The organism is Serratia sp. FDAARGOS_506, assembly GCF_003812745.1.
Classification (GTDB): domain Bacteria; phylum Pseudomonadota; class Gammaproteobacteria; order Enterobacterales; family Enterobacteriaceae; genus Serratia.
On the sequence record NZ_CP033831.1, the window covers coordinates 514,941 to 531,722 of the forward strand.

16 protein-coding genes and 3 tRNA genes are annotated in these 16,782 nt (G+C 59.9%); 10 read left to right on the top strand and 9 right to left on the bottom strand.

Features of this window, described 5'->3' with window-relative positions:
- Positions 1 to 136: 136 nt before the first annotated feature.
- Positions 137 to 463 (bottom strand): YqcC family protein, encoded by a 327-nt coding sequence (locus EGY12_RS02740; protein WP_028127529.1) that lies wholly within the window; start codon positions 461 to 463, stop codon positions 137 to 139.
- 178 nt (positions 464 to 641) lie between these two features.
- Here EGY12_RS02740 and EGY12_RS02745 point away from each other — a divergent pair, with 178 nt between their 5' ends.
- The gene (locus tag EGY12_RS02745; protein WP_033644867.1) at positions 642 to 1,880 is read left to right on the top strand and encodes an MFS transporter; all 1,239 of its coding nucleotides are present in this window, start codon (positions 642 to 644) and stop codon (positions 1,878 to 1,880) included.
- Positions 1,881 to 2,490: 610 nt separating this feature from the next.
- Here EGY12_RS02745 and syd read toward each other — a convergent pair.
- The gene (syd, locus tag EGY12_RS02750) at positions 2,491 to 3,039 is read right to left on the bottom strand and encodes a SecY-interacting protein (RefSeq protein WP_038878762.1); all 549 of its coding nucleotides are present in this window, start codon (positions 3,037 to 3,039) and stop codon (positions 2,491 to 2,493) included.
- A 63-nt stretch (positions 3,040 to 3,102) separates the two neighbouring features.
- Here syd and queF point away from each other — a divergent pair, with 63 nt between their 5' ends.
- From queF to xni, 3 genes are all read left to right on the top strand, one after another.
- A complete protein-coding gene (gene queF, locus EGY12_RS02755; protein WP_123892491.1) occupies positions 3,103 to 3,948 on the top strand; it encodes an NADPH-dependent 7-cyano-7-deazaguanine reductase QueF in 846 nt (281 codons plus the stop codon).
- 192 nt (positions 3,949 to 4,140) lie between these two features.
- Positions 4,141 to 5,505 (top strand): nucleotide 5'-monophosphate nucleosidase PpnN, encoded by a 1,365-nt coding sequence (gene ppnN / locus EGY12_RS02760; RefSeq protein WP_021505658.1) that lies wholly within the window; start codon positions 4,141 to 4,143, stop codon positions 5,503 to 5,505.
- 54 nt (positions 5,506 to 5,559) lie between these two features.
- Positions 5,560 to 6,318, top strand: a complete 759-nt coding sequence (gene xni, locus EGY12_RS02765) for a flap endonuclease Xni (protein ID WP_123892492.1) — start codon at positions 5,560 to 5,562, stop codon at positions 6,316 to 6,318.
- A 39-nt stretch (positions 6,319 to 6,357) separates the two neighbouring features.
- Here xni and rlmM read toward each other — a convergent pair whose 3' ends face one another.
- The 4 genes from rlmM to EGY12_RS02785 form a co-directional block, all read right to left on the bottom strand.
- Positions 6,358 to 7,461, bottom strand: coding sequence for a 23S rRNA (cytidine(2498)-2'-O)-methyltransferase RlmM (gene rlmM, locus EGY12_RS02770; protein ID WP_047729979.1), 1,104 nt, complete (start codon positions 7,459 to 7,461; stop codon positions 6,358 to 6,360).
- Positions 7,454 to 7,849, bottom strand: coding sequence for a DUF423 domain-containing protein (locus tag EGY12_RS02775; RefSeq protein WP_004931896.1), 396 nt, complete (start codon positions 7,847 to 7,849; stop codon positions 7,454 to 7,456). The genes rlmM and EGY12_RS02775 overlap by 8 nt, the downstream gene beginning before the upstream one ends.
- A 51-nt stretch (positions 7,850 to 7,900) precedes the next feature.
- Positions 7,901 to 8,818 (bottom strand): transcriptional regulator GcvA, encoded by a 918-nt coding sequence (locus EGY12_RS02780; RefSeq protein WP_123892493.1) that lies wholly within the window; start codon positions 8,816 to 8,818, stop codon positions 7,901 to 7,903.
- A 386-nt stretch (positions 8,819 to 9,204) separates the two neighbouring features.
- Positions 9,205 to 9,429: a YgdI/YgdR family lipoprotein gene (locus tag EGY12_RS02785; protein ID WP_025304050.1), complete on the bottom strand. Its 225-nt coding sequence runs from the start codon at positions 9,427 to 9,429 to the stop codon at positions 9,205 to 9,207.
- A 195-nt stretch (positions 9,430 to 9,624) separates the two neighbouring features.
- Between EGY12_RS02785 and csdA the strand changes: the two genes are divergently transcribed.
- The gene (gene csdA, locus EGY12_RS02790; RefSeq protein WP_123892494.1) at positions 9,625 to 10,830 is read left to right on the top strand and encodes a cysteine desulfurase CsdA; all 1,206 of its coding nucleotides are present in this window, start codon (positions 9,625 to 9,627) and stop codon (positions 10,828 to 10,830) included.
- A gap of 19 nt (positions 10,831 to 10,849) precedes the next feature.
- A complete protein-coding gene (csdE, locus tag EGY12_RS02795; protein ID WP_123892495.1) occupies positions 10,850 to 11,284 on the top strand; it encodes a cysteine desulfurase sulfur acceptor subunit CsdE in 435 nt (144 codons plus the stop codon).
- Here csdE and tcdA read toward each other — a convergent pair.
- Together tcdA and mltA are read right to left on the bottom strand one after the other, a co-directional pair.
- The gene (gene tcdA, locus EGY12_RS02800; RefSeq protein ID WP_123892496.1) at positions 11,275 to 12,081 is read right to left on the bottom strand and encodes a tRNA cyclic N6-threonylcarbamoyladenosine(37) synthase TcdA; all 807 of its coding nucleotides are present in this window, start codon (positions 12,079 to 12,081) and stop codon (positions 11,275 to 11,277) included. The two genes, csdE and tcdA, sit on opposite strands and share 10 nt — an antisense overlap.
- A gap of 84 nt (positions 12,082 to 12,165) precedes the next feature.
- The gene (gene mltA, locus EGY12_RS02805) at positions 12,166 to 13,302 is read right to left on the bottom strand and encodes a murein transglycosylase A (protein WP_123892497.1); all 1,137 of its coding nucleotides are present in this window, start codon (positions 13,300 to 13,302) and stop codon (positions 12,166 to 12,168) included.
- Positions 13,303 to 13,518: 216 nt separating this feature from the next.
- Here mltA and EGY12_RS02810 point away from each other — a divergent pair.
- From EGY12_RS02810 to EGY12_RS02820, 3 genes are all read left to right on the top strand, one after another.
- Positions 13,519 to 13,595: transfer RNA gene (locus EGY12_RS02810), tRNA-Met, on the top strand.
- Between the two features lie 57 nt (positions 13,596 to 13,652).
- Positions 13,653 to 13,729 (top strand) — tRNA-Met (locus tag EGY12_RS02815).
- Positions 13,730 to 13,794: 65 nt separating this feature from the next.
- Positions 13,795 to 13,871: transfer RNA gene (locus tag EGY12_RS02820), tRNA-Met, on the top strand.
- A gap of 90 nt (positions 13,872 to 13,961) precedes the next feature.
- On the opposite strand, the gene amiC is transcribed toward EGY12_RS02820, so the two are convergent.
- The gene (gene amiC, locus EGY12_RS02825) at positions 13,962 to 15,215 is read right to left on the bottom strand and encodes an N-acetylmuramoyl-L-alanine amidase AmiC (protein WP_019455729.1); all 1,254 of its coding nucleotides are present in this window, start codon (positions 15,213 to 15,215) and stop codon (positions 13,962 to 13,964) included.
- A gap of 221 nt (positions 15,216 to 15,436) precedes the next feature.
- Between amiC and argA the strand changes: the two genes are divergently transcribed.
- Complete coding sequence (argA, locus tag EGY12_RS02830) at positions 15,437 to 16,780, top strand: amino-acid N-acetyltransferase (RefSeq protein WP_048234611.1); 1,344 nt, start codon at positions 15,437 to 15,439, stop codon at positions 16,778 to 16,780.
- Positions 16,781 to 16,782: the final 2 nt, after the last annotated feature.

Genomic DNA, 16,782 nt, shown 5'->3' on the forward strand with positions numbered 1-16,782 from the left:
CCTCATCATCCTAATGCAGCCCCCGGTCAACCGCTGCGGTTCAACCGAGCCGAAAGACGCCGTCGGTTCTCCTGCCCGGCATCCGCGCGAGTACTCTACACTGCCGGGCGGCAAAAATCTGCGCGCCGCCGGCGAATTACGGCTCTTTATTCAACATCAAATCCAGCTGTTGCAGCAGCACCAGCAGCGGCAGGCTGCTCGGTTCACGATCTTTCAACGCCTCTTCGAAATAAGGCGTGATGGCGAAGCGCGTCGGCAGCGGCGCTTCGGCGTCCAGCAACGCATACATGCGCGGCAAGAACACCCACTGCAGCCAGGCTTCGGCCGACATGCTGTCGATACAGAACGGCTCGGTGCTGGAGAAAGCCTCATGCTCAGGCGGCGCGGCCTGCCACAGCGCCAGATCGCGCATGGATTGTTCAATCGCCTGCAAACTGCGGCGCACCTGGTTATGTATACTCATCTGCATTCCCGATCTCTTTTCATCATGGTATTCAGCGCGCTGGCTGAAAGGCGGCAAAGCATAGCATTTTTATAGCCCAAATTCGGCGCGCCTGAGACAGCTCACCGTTTTTATCTGGTGGCGTTCGCCGCCGCGCGGCACAATAGGCCCACCGAATTCACCACACAGATAAAGATTCATGTCCGTAATAACAGAGAAAAAAAACCACGCGACGCCCGGTAAGGCCATGCTGGCCTCGGTCACCGGTTATGCCATGGACGGGTTTGACCTGCTGATTCTCGGCTTTATGCTGCCGGCCATCAGCATTGAATTAGGATTAACCTCATCGGCCGCCGGCTCGCTGGTCACCTGGACGCTGATCGGCGCGGTGCTGGGCGGCGTGATCTTCGGCCACCTCAGCGATCGCTTCGGCCGTATCCGGGTGCTCACGATCACCATCCTGATGTTTTCACTGTTCACCGGCCTGTGCGCCGTGGCGCAAGGATATTGGGATCTGCTGGCCTACCGTACCCTGGCGGGCATCGGACTGGGCGGCGAATTCGGCATCGGCATGGCGCTGATCGCCGAAGCCTGGCCGGCGGAGAAGCGCAACCGCGCTTCGGCTTACGTCGGCATGGGCTGGCAATTGGGCGTGCTGGCGGCCGCCTTCCTGACGCCGCTGCTGCTGGAACACATCGGCTGGCGCGGCATGTTTTTGGTCGGCCTGCTGCCGGCGCTGGCGTCGTTCCTTATCCGCCGTACCCTGGGCGAGCCGGAGGAGTTCGTGCGGCAGAAAGACGCCGGGCAGCCGCTCTCCTTCCTGCAGCGTTTGCGCCTGCTGTTTAAGGATCGCGCCACCAGCAAGGCCAGCATCGGCATCTTCATTCTCTGTTCGGTGCAGAACTTCGGTTACTACGGGCTGATGATCTGGATGCCGACTTACCTGGCGAAAAACTTCGGTTTCTCGCTCACCAAGTCCGGCCTGTGGACGGCGGTGACGGTCGTGGGCATGACGTTCGGCATCTGGCTGTTTGGCGTGCTGGCCGACCGCTTCGCCCGCTGGAAGATCTTCGTGCTTTATCAGGTCGGCGCGGTGGTGATGGTGATCGGCTACGCCCAATTGAGCGATCCGATGCTGATGCTGTTCGCCGGCGCCGTGATGGGCATGTTCGTCAACGGCATGATCGGCGGCTACGGCGCGCTGATTTCCGATACCTATCCGGTGCAGGCGCGCGCCACCGCGCAGAACATCCTGTTCAATCTGGGGCGCGGCGTCGGCGGTCTGGGGCCATTGGTGATCGGTGCGCTGGTGACGCAGGTGTCGTTTACCGCCGCCATCAGTCTGCTGGCGGCGATTTACCTGCTGGATATCTACGCCACGCTATTCCTGCTGCCGAAGAAACAGGGCGCAGGCGATACGCTGGGTGCGATTGGTTAACGCTGGCGATGGATTAAGACAGGGTCGCACGCGCGGCGAAATGAAACAAAAAGTTGGGGGCACTGCGTTAACAGTGCCCCCGGTTCGTTTTATAGCCATCCCGCTACACAGCGTGCTCCCTGCTCAATCCTTGAAAACTTTTCCTGCGGCCATCCTGACCAAGTGCTCCTTGCATCATCCTGCAACATCGTCCTGACGCGGTTCCTCAGCCTTCCGGGCCCGCCGACAATCCTGTGCCGGCTCTCAATCTCCGTCCTGGAGGTGTCCCTGATTTCTATCCTGAAACATCCTGGGCATCTCCTGACGCCATCCTTCGCTCTTTCCTGAGCGCATCCCTTTCTTCTTCCTGAAGCTGCATCATCCTGATGCTTTCCTGCTCCGCCGGTTCCGTTCCGGTAACGATAAGATCGCTTAAATTCCCCGGAATCACAAGGGTTTGGGAGGTGTCTCACACTAAATTAAGCCTAAGAGTTATCCTAAAGAAATTCTAACCAATTGATCTGGATAACAATAATCTCATAGCATGGGGAAAGGTGGGGAAAATTAAGAGCGATATCTCACAGCCCGTGTGAGAGATCTCTCACACGGGCGACGGCGAATCCGTCGCGATTCAGTCCAGTACCGGGCGCAGCGCATCGAGGAAATTCCCCAGCGTCGCCGCCAGCAAGGTGCGCTTATCGCTGCCGAACTGTTCCAGCACCACGTTGCCGCTGACGTTGCACAACGACACCATCGTCATCTCGGATTCGGTGGTCGCCAGGAACAGCGTTGGCGACAGCTTGAGACGTTTTTGCGTCACCAGATGGCCGATCAGGTTCTCCTGCAGGCGGATAAAATCCTCTTCGCTCCAGACCTGCAGCAGGCTCAGGCGATGCTCGCCGAACTGCGCGCTCATATCGCCGGCGTATTGCTGCGTGTAGAAGCGGTGCGCATCCGGCTGCAAACGCAGCTCCAACGCAGTTTCTACCTTCTCCAGCGTCGCCGCCGGTTCGAAAGGCCGCGGCAACCACAGCACTTCGTCCTCGCGGTTCTCCACGATGCAGGGCGACGGCACGCCGTACAGCGCCTGACTGGCCGGCGCGTGGCCGCGCTCTTGCTGCCACAACTCGACATAGCGTTGAGTGAATTCACGCAGAGCGTGCGATACATCATGGTCCATATTCTTTCTCGCATACGTTAAACTGACGGCCATTGTACCTATCTCTGACCGAGGTGACAGCAGATGTCCTCATATCAAGACCACCAAGCCCTGTCAGGGCTGACGCTGGGCAAACCCACTGCTTACCGCGATCGCTACGACGCTTCGCTGCTGCAGGCGGTGCCGCGCAGCATGAACCGCGAGCCGCTGGGGCTATACCCGAATAACCTGCCCTTCCATGGCGCGGATATCTGGACGCTGTATGAGCTCTCCTGGCTGAACGCCAACGGGTTGCCGCAGGTGGCGGTCGGCGAAATCAGCCTCAACGCCGACAGCCTGAACCTGATCGAATCGAAAAGTTTCAAGCTGTATCTCAACAGCTTCAACCAAACCCCGTTCGCCGATTGGGAAACGGTGCGCAGCACCCTGCAGCGCGATCTGTCCGCCTGCGCCCAGGGCGAGGTCAGCGTCACCCTGTTCAGCGTCGAGCAGTTGGAAGGCACGCCGATCGCCCGCCTGGCCGGCGACTGCATCGACCAGCAGGATATCCGCATCGACAATTATGAGTTCAATGCCGACTACCTGCTGAACGCCGCCGGAAAAGAGGTGGTGGAAGAGCGCTTGGTCAGCCACCTGCTGAAGTCCAATTGCCTGATCACCCATCAACCGGACTGGGGCTCGGTGCAGATAAGCTACCGCGGCGGCAAGATCGATCGCGAAGCGTTGCTGCGCTACCTGGTTTCCTTCCGCCACCACAACGAATTCCACGAACAGTGCGTCGAGCGCATCTTCAACGATCTGATGCGCTATTGCCGGCCGCAAAGCCTGACGGTCTACGCTCGTTATACCCGCCGCGGCGGGCTGGATATCAACCCGTGGCGCAGCAACGTCGCGTTCGCTCCCGAGCACGGCCGCCTGGCGCGCCAATAAGTGCGAAACATTGCTCAACAACTGAGCTAACGAGCGGTTTGTGTTGGTAAAAGCACAGGGACGGCGGTAAGGTTAAAACGAGGCTGCGGCCGGGCAAAACGCCCGCTTCGCCGCAGCACGCCAACCATAACGAGATGCTGTTTTGCTGCGTATGGATTACTACCGCCCCGCACCGGGTGCAAAGGAGTTACCTTGATTACACACATCAGCCCGCTTGGCTCTATGGATTTATTGTCGCAGCTGGAAGTAGACATGCTGAAGCGCACCGCCAGCAGCGACCTGTACCGCCTGTTCCGCAACTGTTCGCTGGCCGTGTTGAACTCCGGCAGCCAAACCGACAACAGCAAGCAGCTGCTGTCGCGCTATGAAACCTTCGACATCAACGTGCTGCGCCGCGAGCGCGGGGTGAAACTGGAGCTGGTCAACCCGCCGGAAGAGGCGTTCGTCGACGGCCGCATCATCCGCTCGCTGCAGGCCAACCTGTTCGCCGTGCTGCGCGACATCCTGTTCGTACACGGCCAAATCGCCAGCGCCGGGCGCTTCCAGCACCTGAACCTGGAAAACTCGGCCCACATCACCAACCTGGTGTTCTCGATCCTGCGCAATGCACGCACGCTGCATCTGGATGAAGATCCCAACATGGTGGTGTGCTGGGGCGGCCACTCGATCAACGAGAACGAATACCTGTACGCGCGCAAGGTCGGCAGCCAGCTGGGCCTGCGCGAGCTGAACATCTGCACCGGCTGCGGGCCGGGCGCCATGGAAGCGCCGATGAAAGGCGCGGCGGTCGGTCACGCGCAACAGCGTTACCGCAACAGCCGTTTCATCGGCATGACCGAGCCGTCGATCATCGCCGCCGAACCGCCTAACCCGCTGGTGAACGAGCTGGTGATCATGCCGGACATCGAAAAACGCCTGGAAGCCTTCGTGCGCATCGCGCACGGCATCATCATCTTCCCGGGCGGCGTCGGCACCGCCGAAGAGCTGCTGTACCTGCTGGGTATCCTGATGAACCCGGAGAACAGCGAACAGGTGTTGCCGCTGATCCTGACCGGGCCAAAAGAGAGCGCCGACTACTTCCGCGTACTGGACGAGTTCATCATGAACACGCTGGGCGACGAAGCGCGCCGCCATTACACCATCATCATCGACGATCCGGCGGAAGTGGCGCGGCAGATGAAGAAAGCCATGCCGCTGGTGAAGGAAAACCGCCGCAACACCGGCGACGCCTACAGCTTCAACTGGTCGATCCGCATCGCACCGGATCTGCAGCTGCCGTTCGAGCCGACCCACGAGAACATGGCGAACCTCAATTTGTATCCGAACCAGCCGCCGGAGCAATTGGCCGCCGCGCTGCGCCGCGCGTTCTCCGGCATCGTGGCCGGCAACGTGAAGGAAAACGGCATCCATGCCATCGAGCAGTTCGGCCCGTACAAACTGCACGGCGAGCCGCAAATGATGAAGCAGATGGACAGCCTGCTGCAGGGCTTTGTCGCCCAGCACCGCATGAAGCTACCGGGCAGCGCCTATGTGCCCTGCTACGAAATCGTAGCCTGACCCTCAATCCCGGGCGGCGTAACAGCCGCCCTGTTTTTTCTGACCTTACCGCCCATGATGATACACCTACTGATTGTCGACGCCCTGAACCTCATCCGCCGCATTCACGCCGTGCAGGGCTCCCCTTGCGTCAGCGCCTGCCGCCACGCGCTGCAGCAGCTGATCCAACACAGCCGTCCGACCCACGCGGTGGCGGTCTTCGACGAGGATGACCGCAGCGACAGCTGGCGCCATCAAATTCTGCCGGACTACAAAGCCGGACGTTCGCCGATGCCGGAAAACTTGCAGCAGGAAATGCCGCAGCTGCGCGAGGCCTTCGCCGAATTGGGCGTCGCCAGCTGGCATTCTCCCGGCAACGAGGCGGACGATCTGGCGGCCACGCTGGCGGCGAAGGTCGCCGGCGGCGGCCACCAGGTGACCATCGTCTCCACCGACAAAGGCTACTGCCAGCTGTTGGCGCCGAACGTGCAGATCCGCGATTACTTCCAGAAGCGCTGGCTGGACATGCCCTTCGTGCAGCAAGAATTCGGCGTACAGCCGCAGCAGCTGCCGGACTATTGGGGGCTGGCGGGGATCGGCAGCAGCAAGATCCCCGGCGTGGCCGGCATCGGGCCGAAAACCGCCGTGCTGCTGTTGCAGCAGTCGGGCAGCCTGGATGGGCTCTATCAGCACCTGGAGCAGGTGCCGGAGAAATGGCGCGGCAAGCTGGAGCAACACCGCGAGCTGGCCTACGTCAGCAAACAGGTCGCCACGCTGCGCACCGATCTGTCGCTGGACGGTAACCTGCAGCAGCTGCGCCTGCCGATACAATAAGGGCGCTGCAAGCAGCGCCCTTCATCAGGCTTAACGCGATTAATCGCGCTCGTCGCGCCGGCCCGGCACCGCCGACCACATGCGGCGCACGTGTACGGTGATCTCTTCGCGGTCGTGATACAGCTGCTTGGCGTGCACTTCGACGCTGATGCCGGCAGCGCCCAGCGCTTCGCGGATGCTCGTCAGGTTTTGCGACACTTCCTCATAGCGCTTTTTCATCGGCAGCTTGAGGTTAAAGATCGCTTCGCGGCACCAGCCTTTCACCAGCCACTGAATCATCAGGCTGGTCACCTTCGCCGGTTTCTCCACCATGTCGCACACCAACCAGTAGATCTTGCTGCTGTTCGGCTCGAACTTGAAGCCGTCGGCGCGGTGGTGCGTCACCTGGCCGGTTTCCATCAGGCTCGGCGCCATGGGGCCGTTATCCACCGAATGCACCATCATGCTGCGTTTCACCAGCTGATAGGTCCAGCCGCCCGGGCAAGCGCCCAGATCGACCGCGTGCATGCCGCTGGCCAGGCGTTCGTCCCACTCGTCGGCGGGGATGAACACGTGGAACGCTTCTTCCAGCTTCAGCGTCGAACGGCTCGGCGCATCGGCCGGGAAGCGCAGGCGCGGAATGCCCATGTAGAACGGTGAGTTGTTGTTGCTGTAGGAGTAACCGACGTAGCAACAGCCCGGCGCGATGAAGAACACGTGTACCACCGGGCGAGTCGGGTTCTCGCGCGCCATCAGCACCTTTTGCTCGCGCATCGCGCCGCGCAGCGGCACCGTCAACTTGCGGCAGAACTTCATCAGCTCTTTGCTTTCGTTGGTGTCCGGCACTTCCACCCGCAGCTCGCCGCCGCGATCAACCACGCCGATCAGCATGCCGACGATCGGCGATACCCGATCTTCCGGCGGCAGATCGCGCAGCAGCTCACCCACCACGATCATCTGGCGGGCGAAAATCAGTTCGCGGAACGGAATCTCCCGCGCCAGGCGATCGGCATCGTCCGGCTGATAGCATTCGAACAGCACGTAACCGCTGTGCTCTTTTACCCGTGCAAAGCCGTAAATCTCCAGCTGGGCGGCTTTGTCGGTGATCTCCGCCGCACACTCTTTTTCAAAGCCAGGGCGGCAGTACAACGCAATCTTATTCATGGCGCTCGGCCTTTTTCCTCAGACGCAAAGCGCCAATCAACATCAATATCCAGCCGATCAGGAAGCACACGCCGCCAACCGGCGTGATATATACCCAGACCTTCAGGTGCGACAGCGCCAGGCAATAGAGGCTGCCGCTGAACAACACGGTGCCGAACGCCAACAGCGCTCCGCTCCAGTAAAACCACAGGCTCACGCGGCGCTGCATCGCGACCGCCAGCGCCAGAATGGCCAGGGTGTGAAACCCCTGGTACTCCAGCCCGGTGCGGATCCAGGCCATTTCGTTGGCGCCGAGCGTACCGCTTAACACATGCGCGCCGAATGCGCCCAACGCGACAAACACAAAGCCGCTGATAGCGGCGAAAACCAGCATGGAACGGCTGCTCATCGTGATCTATCCCATTAAAAATCACCGGCCGCGGCAAGGCGGCGGCCGGCCTTATTGTTCGTAGCGGAAGCGGAACTTCTCTTGTTCGCTGGCGGCGCGCGCCAGGATCCACTGCCGGAAGGCGGCTATTTTACCCAGTTCTGCCTGGCTGTCATGACATACCAGATAAAAAGCATTTTTGCTGACCAGCACATCGTTGAACGGGCACACCAGGCGACCGGCTTCGATCTCGGTTTGCGCCATCACGTTGTTCACCAGCGCCACGCCCTGGCCATGCACCGCCGCCTGCACCACCATGGCGCTGTGGCTGAAGATCGGCCCCTGCTGCACGTTGATGTGCTGCAGCCCCAGTTGGCGGGTATAGGCCAACCAGTCGCGGCGAGACGTATCGTGCAGCAAGGTATGATAAGCCAGATCGTCTGCGGTTTTCAGCGGATGATCGCCGGTCAGCAAGCTCGGCGAACAGACCGGCAGCAAATATTCCGCATACAGGCGCTCGGCGCGCAGCCCCGGCCAGTTGCCGCGGCCGTAGAAAATCGCCACATCGACGTCGTCCGCCAGCTTGTCCTCTTCGCGATCCACCGCCTGGATGCGCACGTCGATCCCCGGATAAGCTGAGTTAAAGCCGGACAGGCGCGGCACCAGCCACTGAATGGCGAAGCTCGGCGGCAGACTGACGGTCAATGCCCCCTTGGCGCTGCGCGCCTGCAGCTTGCGCGTCGCCTCGTTGATCGAAGAGAAGATCTCCTTGATATCAAGGTAGTAACTTTGCCCCTCTTCGGTCAGCAGCAGCGAGCGGTTGCGCCGACGAAACAGCTTCAGCCCGAGGAAGTCCTCCAGCGACTTGATCTGGTGGCTCACCGCGGCCTGAGTCACGAACAGCTCTTCCGCCGCCTTGGTGAAACTCAGGTGGCGAGCGGCCGCATCGAACACGCGCAGCGCATTGAGGGGAGGTAAGCGTTTAGACATTAAATTAGCTACTTTTGTGTAACATTAATCCGAATGATTCGGCGCCGAAAATCGGGCGGCTTTGTGTGGCAAGCCATCGGTAAACGCTAACGGCGTATTGCCATTAGTTTTTTTAATCCGAGCCATTATAATTTGTCCGTTGAGGATGCGCCAGCAAATACCTATAGTGGCGGCACTTCCCGGGCCGGAACGAAAAGGGAGTGGGTGTCGAGGACGCCGATGAACTTTTGGCTTGTGGTTGTGATGTTGTGTTTGCAAATTGTCCGGCGATTCCGGACATGGTAGCTAGGCTACTGTTTTTTCACTTCCTGTACATTTACCCTGTCTGTCCATAGTGATTTTATGCAGCACCGCAAAACTTGCGGTGCTTTTTTTTTGCCTGACGATTACTGGTTGCTTTCAACCATCTCTTTCACATCGGCACGGTTGATCTGCTGCTCGACGCCGTTGGCGTCTTTATAGCTGATCATGCCGGTATCGTTGTCCACTTTAGGCTTGCCGTCAGCGACAATGGTGCGTCCGTCATTGGTATGCATCACGTAGTTGCTGGAACAGGCGGCCAGGGTGAACGTAAGCATCAGGGCAGAGAGAACTGCGGCTGTTTTCTTCATTGAGGACTCCTTTGTAGTTTTAAATGCTGATAAATACCTTTTATGTGTATAGATGCGATTATTTAGCGCACATTTAATAGCATAACAAACTTTCCAAATTTTGCCAGGCGATAAGTCCTATTAGGCGGAGCGCTTGTCTCCGGCGGCAAAATAGGACAGGATCACTCATCGACTCAAGCCAGTGACAATCAGGGTATGACGCCTTTTAACCCCAGCCTTTTTCGCCGACAGTTTCCCGCGCTCGCGCAGGACGGTATCTATCTGGACAGCGCCGCCACCGCGTTGAAACCGCAGGCGGTGATCGACGCCACGCAGCAATTTTATCGCGATGACGCTGCCACCGTGCACCGCAGCCAGCATCGGGCGGCGCAGAATCTGACCGCCCGTTTCGAACGGGCGCGTGGCCAGGTGGCGCAGCTGATCAATGCGCCGTCGGCCGACGACATCGTTTGGACGCGCGGCACCACCGAGGCGATTAACCTGGTGGCGCAGAGTTACCTGCGTCCGCGTCTGCAGCCGGGCGATGAAATCCTGGTGAGCGAAGCGGAACACCACGCCAACCTTATCCCCTGGCTGATGGTGGCGGAGCAAACTGGCGCGCGGGTGGTGAAACTGCCGATAGGCACCGATCGGTTGCCGGATTTGACGCAGCTTCCCACCCTGCTCAACGACAAAACCCGCCTATTGGCGCTGGGGCAAATGTCCAACGTCACCGGCGGCTGCCCGGATCTGGCGTCGGCGGTCGCACTGGCGCATGCCGCCGGAGCACGCGTGATGATAGACGGCGCTCAGGGCGTGGTTCATGGCCCGGCCGACGTACAGCAACTCGACATCGATTTCTACGCCTTCTCCGGCCACAAGCTGTATGGCCCGACCGGCATCGGCGCGTTGTACGGCAAAACCGAGCTGCTGGCGCAGATGGCGCCGTGGCAAGGCGGCGGCAAAATGCTGACCCAGGCGTCGTTCGATGGCTTTACCCCGCAAAAACCGCCGCACTGCTTCGAAGCCGGCACGCCAAACATCGCCGGCGTGCTGGGGCTGGCTGCAGCGCTCTCCTGGCTGAGCGAACAGGACATGGCGGCAGCTGAGCGCTACAGCCGCGACCTGACGGACCAGGCGGAACAGCGGCTGGCGCAGTTGCCGGGCTTTCGCAGCTTCCGCAGCTCCGGCTCCAGCCTGCTGGCGTTCGACATCGCCGGCGTACACCACAGCGACATCGTCACGCTGCTGGCGGAGCAAGGCATTGCGCTGCGCGCCGGCCAACACTGCGCACAGCCGCTGATGGCGGCGTTAGGCGTCAGCGGCACGCTACGCGCATCGTTCGCCCCCTACAATACGCAACAAGACGTCGATACGCTGGTCAGCGCGTTGACTCACGCCCTCGATCTGCTGGCCGATTGACTTGATTCCCGGAGACGCTATGCTCGCCCCCCATCCTTTTGGCCGAGAGGTCACCGCCGAAACGTTGATCGCCACCTTCAGCGCGCTGAAACAGTGGGAAGATCGCTACCGCCAGCTGATCATGCTCGCGAAACGGCTGCCGCCGCTGCCGGAGGCCTTGCGCAGTGAAGAAATGGCGTTGAGCGGGTGTGAGAACCGCGTCTGGTTGGGGCACCAGTTGCTGGAAGACGGCACGCTGCACTTCTATGGCGACAGCGAAGGCCGCATCGTGCGCGGCCTGCTGGCGGTGCTGCTGACCGAAGTGGAAGGGAAAACGCCGCAACAGATCGCTGCATTGGAGCCGCTGGCGCTGTTCGACCGCCTGGCATTGCGCGCGCAACTGAGCGCCACCCGCGCCAGCGGCCTGGCGGCGTTGGCCGCCGCCGTAAAGGCGATCGCCGCCCGTTACGCCTGACGCGCCGCCTTCGCCACCATCTTTTTCAGCGCGTGCGACACGGCGACGAAGCCGAAGGTCGCGGTGACCATGGTCGCCGCGCCGAATCCCGCATTGCAATCCATTCTTTTCGGCCCTTCCGCCGTGCTGCGCGAAGCGCACACCGAACCGTCCGGCTGCGGGTAAACCAGCGGTTCGCTGGAGAAGACGCAGTCGATGCCCAACTTGCCCTTACCGTTTTTCACCACGTTGAAATCGTGCTTCAACCGTTCACGCAGTTTGGCAGCCAGCGGATCCTGAATCGTTTTCGCCAGGTCGGCCACTTCGATCTTGGTCGGGTCAATCTGCCCGCCGGCGCCGCCGGTGGTCACCACCGGGATCTTGAAGCGGCGGCAGTATGACAGCAACGCCGCCTTCGGCCGCACGCTGTCGATCGCGTCGATGACGTAGCTGAAGTTATGGTCCAGCAGCTCGGCGACGTTATCCGGGGTGATAAAATCATCGATGCAGGTCACCCGGCATTCCGGGTTGATCGCCAGGATACGCTCCGCCATCACCTCGGTTTTCGATTGCCCAACGTGTTGGCGCAATGCGTGGATCTGGCGATTGGTATTGGTGACGCAAACATCATCCATGTCGATCAGGGTGATGGCGCCGATGCCGGTGCGCGCCAGTGCCTCAGCCGCCCAGGAACCCACGCCGCCGATGCCGATCACGCAGATGTGCGCCTGCGCGAACACCGCCAGCGCCTGCTGGCCATACAACCGCGCCGTGCCGCCGAAACGCTGCAGATAGGCTTCCGAATAAGCTGTGCTCATAACGCTTTAATTACCTTCGTAATGCAAATGATAAGGGCCGGAAAATCCGGCCCTTGCGGGTCAATCTTTTCACGCCGTATGCGTTTACCGGGTGACCAGCAACGAACCGCCGCCGTTTGGCTGATTGGCGCTGAACAGCTGGCCACCGCCGTTGTTCTTCAGCACCCAGACGCGGCCGTAGTGGTTGTAGTACCCCGCCGAGTGGCCGGCTTCCGGCCCGATGCCCTGATACATGTCAAAATGCTGGCCCTTGATGGCGCCGCCCACATCGAGCGCGACCATCAGGCGCATCTCGTATTTTCCCGTGAATTTACCCTTGTTGTCCAGCAGCGGCACTTCGGCCAGCAGCGTGGTGCCCGCCGGGATCAGCGAACGGTCGGAGGCCACCGAGGCTTTGGCGATCAGCGGCACCGCGCTGGCGCCTTTCACCGGCGCAAAAGCTTCCGGGCGGAAGAACACGAACGACGGGTTCTGCTCCAGCAGCTCGCGCACCTCTGCGGCGCTGTGGGTATCCGCCCACTGACGGATCGCCTGCATCGACATGTCCGCCTTGGCCACTTCGCCGCGATCGATAAGCACCTTGCCGATGCTGCGGTAGGCGTGGCCGTTCTTGCCGCCGTAGCCGAAGAACACCAGCGGCTGGCCGTTGCCGTAGTCGACATAGCCACTGCCCTGGACTTCCATCATGAAGTTGTCCATCAGCGAGTTGGTGTAAGCGATGATATAGCGATCGTCGAGCGCGCCGGAATAGATGCCCGCGCGATCCGGCAAGCGGCCCCTGCCCTTCGGCGGCATGCGGTACAGCGGATAACGGAACTCGCCCTGTTGGGTATAGCGCGCCTGCACCACCGGCGTGTAATAGCCGGTAAACTGCACGTTGCCGTAATTGTCGACGCCTTCCATCTGGTAAGCACTGAGGCCGTACTGGCTCAGCATGCGCGTGTCGGCGCCGGACGCCATCCAGCTTTGCACCGCCTGATAGGTGCTGTTGTTGCGGTTAAACAGCGAAGGCGACGCGTACTTGATCTCCATCAGCTGATCCGAGTAGTCCTTGGCGTTGACCGGCGAACCTTTGGCGTTGGGCTGATTGACCAGCTCAAGCGATTGATCCAGACGGCCGTCTTTATATTGCTGACCCCGATCGGTCGGCTTGGACGAACAGCCCGCCAACACCGCCACTACCAACCCGCCCAGCAGGTATTTGCCCCAACGTCCTTTCATCGCACACACTCTCAAACTGATATGATCTACCGGCTGAACGATAACAAACGCTCATTGATAAAGGAATCGCTGCAAATAAAAAAAGCCGCACGGAGGATGGTGATGAAAAAGAAGGCAAATTGCGGGCAAATCCAGCAGAAAAACGGGTTTAGGCCAATAAAATGCAAAAAGGGTTTGCAACAAAACGCATGGAGAGTATAGTGCGCATCCATCGGACGCGGGGTGGAGCAGCCTGGTAGCTCGTCGGGCTCATAACCCGAAGGTCGTCGGTTCAAATCCGGCCCCCGCAACCAACCGATGCCGCATTAGCGGTATTTGCGTTTGGCTTCGATAACAAAGTATTATACGGACGCGGGGTGGAGCAGCCTGGTAGCTCGTCGGGCTCATAACCCGAAGGTCGTCGGTTCAAATCCGGCCCCCGCAACCAACCGAATGTCGTACCAGCGGCATAATATGAACGGTGGTTTCGTAGTAATACAGCATCAAGACGGACGCGGGGTGGAGCAGCCTGGTAGCTCGTCGGGCTCATAACCCGAAGGTCGTCGGTTCAAATCCGGCCTCCGCAACCAACTCTTGATGAAAACAGATAAGCACCCTGACGGGTGTTTTTTTGTATCTGTAATCCGCGAAAATAGCCGGGCTCGCGCCCGGCCCTGCCGTTATCGGCTCGCCAGCGCACCGCCGTTGGCGAAATAAGCCTTGATGCCCGCCAGAATCGACTCCGCCACCTGCTGCTGGAAATGGCTGGTACGCAGCTTGCGCTCCTCTTCGATGTTGCTGATAAATGCCGTTTCCACCAGGATCGACGGGATATCGGGCGCTTTCAACACCGCAAAACCGGCCTGATCGACGCGATTCTTGTGCAACCGGTTGATTTTCCCCATCCGATTCAACACTTCCTTACCGAACTTCAGGCTGTCGTTGATGGTCGCGGTTTGGATCAGATCGAACATGGTGTGGTCGAGATAACGGTCGCCGCTCTTGCTGACGCCCCCGATTTGGTCCGAAGCATTCTGCGTCTGAGCCAGGAACTTGGCCGCCGAGCTGGTGGCGCCCTTGGTAGACAACGCGAACACCGATGAACCGCGCGCTGCGCGGCTGGTAAAAGCGTCGGCGTGAATCGAAACGAACAGATCCGCGCGCTGCTTGCGCGCCTTGGCGACGCGCACCTTGAGCGGGATAAACACGTCTTCGTTGCGCGTCATGAACACCTTCATGTTCGGCTCGCGCTTGATCATGGCGCTCAGCTTGCGGGCAATCTGCAATACGATGTCTTTCTCACGCGTCTTGTACTTGCCGATAGCGCCGGGATCTTCACCACCGTGGCCGGGATCCAGCATGATGACGATCGGCCGATCGCGCCCCGCTTTGCCGGCCTGCGGCGCTTCCGGCGGCAGCGTACGCTCCAGATCGCCCTTGTTGTAATCTTCCAGTAACGCCAGTAGCGGATCATACTCCTCGCCGCCGCTGCCGACCTTGGTCGGGTAGAGATCCATCACCAGACGGTTGCGATACTCCGGCACCGGCGCCAACGTGAAAATATGCGGGCTGACGCTCTGCTTGAGCTCCAGCACCAACCGCACGGTATTCTGATCGAACTGGCCGACGCGCGCCTGCTTGAGATAAGGGTCGTCGGCGCGCACCTGCCCGGCGATGCCTTTCAGCACGCTGTTGAGGTGAACGCCTTCGATGTCCACCACCACGCGATCGGGATTGGTCAGCGCAAACTGCTTGTATTTCAGCTCGACATTGGATTCCAGCGTGACGCGGGTATAGGTAGAAGATGGCCAGACGCGCACGGCGATCACGTGCGATGATGCGGCGAAGCCCGTACGACTCACACTCAGCAACCAGCTGGCGGCAACGCCCTGTAATAAACGACGGCGGCCCAGATTGTGATTAGAGTTTGGCATGCGGCTCCGGCAGTAATAGCTGTTTACAACAGATGAAAAAAACACCAATAAAATGGGGATGCCGAAAACTTTAACCAATCATTCCAGCCCTGTCATCAGAAAATCTTTTTATGGTTTTTCAATTTATTAACGATTTAGCACCCTTAGCACACTCTTCATGACGATTTCTCGCTTGCCATTGGCGCAATAAAAGAATAAAAATACAAAAATACCGTATAAATATGCAAAAGAGGTTTGTCGTGAAGGAACGTAGTACAGAGCTGGTGCAAGGATTCCGTCACTCAGTCCCCTATATCAATGCCCACCGCGGCAAGACGTTTGTCATCATGCTCGGCGGGGAAGCCATCGAACACGAGAATTTCTCCAACATCGTCAACGACATCGGGCTGCTGCATAGCCTGGGCATTCGCCTGGTGGTGGTTTACGGCGCGCGGCCGCAGATCGACGCCAATCTGGCGCAGCATAACTATGAGCCGATTTACCACAAGCACACCCGCGTAACCGACGCCCATACGCTTGAGCTGGTCAAGCAGGCCGCCGGTTTGTTGCAGCTCGATATCACCGCCCGGCTGTCGATGAGCCTCAACAACACGCCGCTACAAGGTGCGCATATCAACGTGGTCAGCGGCAACTTCATCATCGCGCAGCCTCTGGGCGTCGATGACGGCATCGACTACTGCCACAGTGGCCGCATTCGCCGCATCGATGAAGACGCGATCCACCGCCAGCTCGACAGCAACGCCATCGTGCTGATCGGTCCGGTCGCGGTTTCAGTCACCGGCGAGAGCTTCAACCTGACCTCGGAAGAGGTGGCTACCCAGCTGGCGATCAAGCTGAAAGCGGAAAAAATGATCGGTTTCTGCTCCTCGCAGGGCGTGACCGACGCGGAAGGCAACATCCTTTCCGAGCTGTTCCCCAACGACGCACAAAAGCGCCTTGAAGAGCTCGAGGAAGGCGGCGACTACCATTCCGGCACCGTGCGCTTCCTGCGCGGCGCGGTGAAAGGCTGCCGCAGCGGCGTGCGCCGCAGCCACCTGATCAGCTACCAAGAGGACGGTGCGCTGGTGCAGGAACTGTTCTCGCGCGACGGCATCGGCACCCAAATCGTGATGGAGAGCGCCGAACAGGTGCGCCGTGCGACGATCAACGATATCGGCGGCATCCTGGAACTGATTCGGCCGCTCGAGCAGCAGGGTATTCTGGTGCGCCGTTCGCGTGAACAGCTGGAGATGGAGATCGACAAGTTCACCATTATCGAACGCGACAACCTGACCATCGCCTGCGCGGCGCTGTACCCGTTCTTAGAGGAAAAAATCGGTGAGATGGCCTGCGTGGCGGTGCATCCCGATTACCGCAGTTCTTCGCGCGGCGAGATGCTGCTGCAGCGGGTGGAAAATCAGGCGCGGCAGATGGGGCTGAAGAAGCTGTTCGTGCTGACCACCCGCAGCATCCACTGGTTCCAGGAGCGTGGCTTCACCCCGGCGGAAGTCGACGTGCTGCCGATGCAAAAGCAGGCGCTGTACAACTACCAGCGCCGCTCCAAAATCCTGCTGGCAGACCTGTAATT

Bases quoted from the DNA above. Each gene is read 5' to 3' on its own strand.
- EGY12_RS02740 (WP_028127529.1), bottom strand. From the start codon at position 463: ATGAGTATACATAACCAGGTGCGCCGCAGTTTGCAGGCGATTGAACAA.
- EGY12_RS02745 (WP_033644867.1), top strand. From the start codon at position 642: ATGTCCGTAATAACAGAGAAAAAAAACCACGCGACGCCCGGTAAGGCC.
- syd (WP_038878762.1), bottom strand. From the start codon at position 3,039: ATGGACCATGATGTATCGCACGCTCTGCGTGAATTCACTCAACGCTAT.
- queF (WP_123892491.1), top strand. From the start codon at position 3,103: ATGTCCTCATATCAAGACCACCAAGCCCTGTCAGGGCTGACGCTGGGC.
- xni (WP_123892492.1), top strand. From the start codon at position 5,560: ATGATGATACACCTACTGATTGTCGACGCCCTGAACCTCATCCGCCGC.
- rlmM (WP_047729979.1), bottom strand. From the start codon at position 7,461: ATGAATAAGATTGCGTTGTACTGCCGCCCTGGCTTTGAAAAAGAGTGT.
- EGY12_RS02775 (WP_004931896.1), bottom strand. From the start codon at position 7,849: ATGAGCAGCCGTTCCATGCTGGTTTTCGCCGCTATCAGCGGCTTTGTG.
- EGY12_RS02780 (WP_123892493.1), bottom strand. From the start codon at position 8,818: ATGTCTAAACGCTTACCTCCCCTCAATGCGCTGCGCGTGTTCGATGCG.
- EGY12_RS02785 (WP_025304050.1), bottom strand. From the start codon at position 9,429: ATGAAGAAAACAGCCGCAGTTCTCTCTGCCCTGATGCTTACGTTCACC.
- csdA (WP_123892494.1), top strand. From the start codon at position 9,625: ATGACGCCTTTTAACCCCAGCCTTTTTCGCCGACAGTTTCCCGCGCTC.
- csdE (WP_123892495.1), top strand. From the start codon at position 10,850: ATGCTCGCCCCCCATCCTTTTGGCCGAGAGGTCACCGCCGAAACGTTG.
- tcdA (WP_123892496.1), bottom strand. From the start codon at position 12,081: ATGAGCACAGCTTATTCGGAAGCCTATCTGCAGCGTTTCGGCGGCACG.
- mltA (WP_123892497.1), bottom strand. From the start codon at position 13,302: ATGAAAGGACGTTGGGGCAAATACCTGCTGGGCGGGTTGGTAGTGGCG.
- amiC (WP_019455729.1), bottom strand. From the start codon at position 15,215: ATGCCAAACTCTAATCACAATCTGGGCCGCCGTCGTTTATTACAGGGC.
- argA (WP_048234611.1), top strand. From the start codon at position 15,437: ATGCAAAAGAGGTTTGTCGTGAAGGAACGTAGTACAGAGCTGGTGCAA.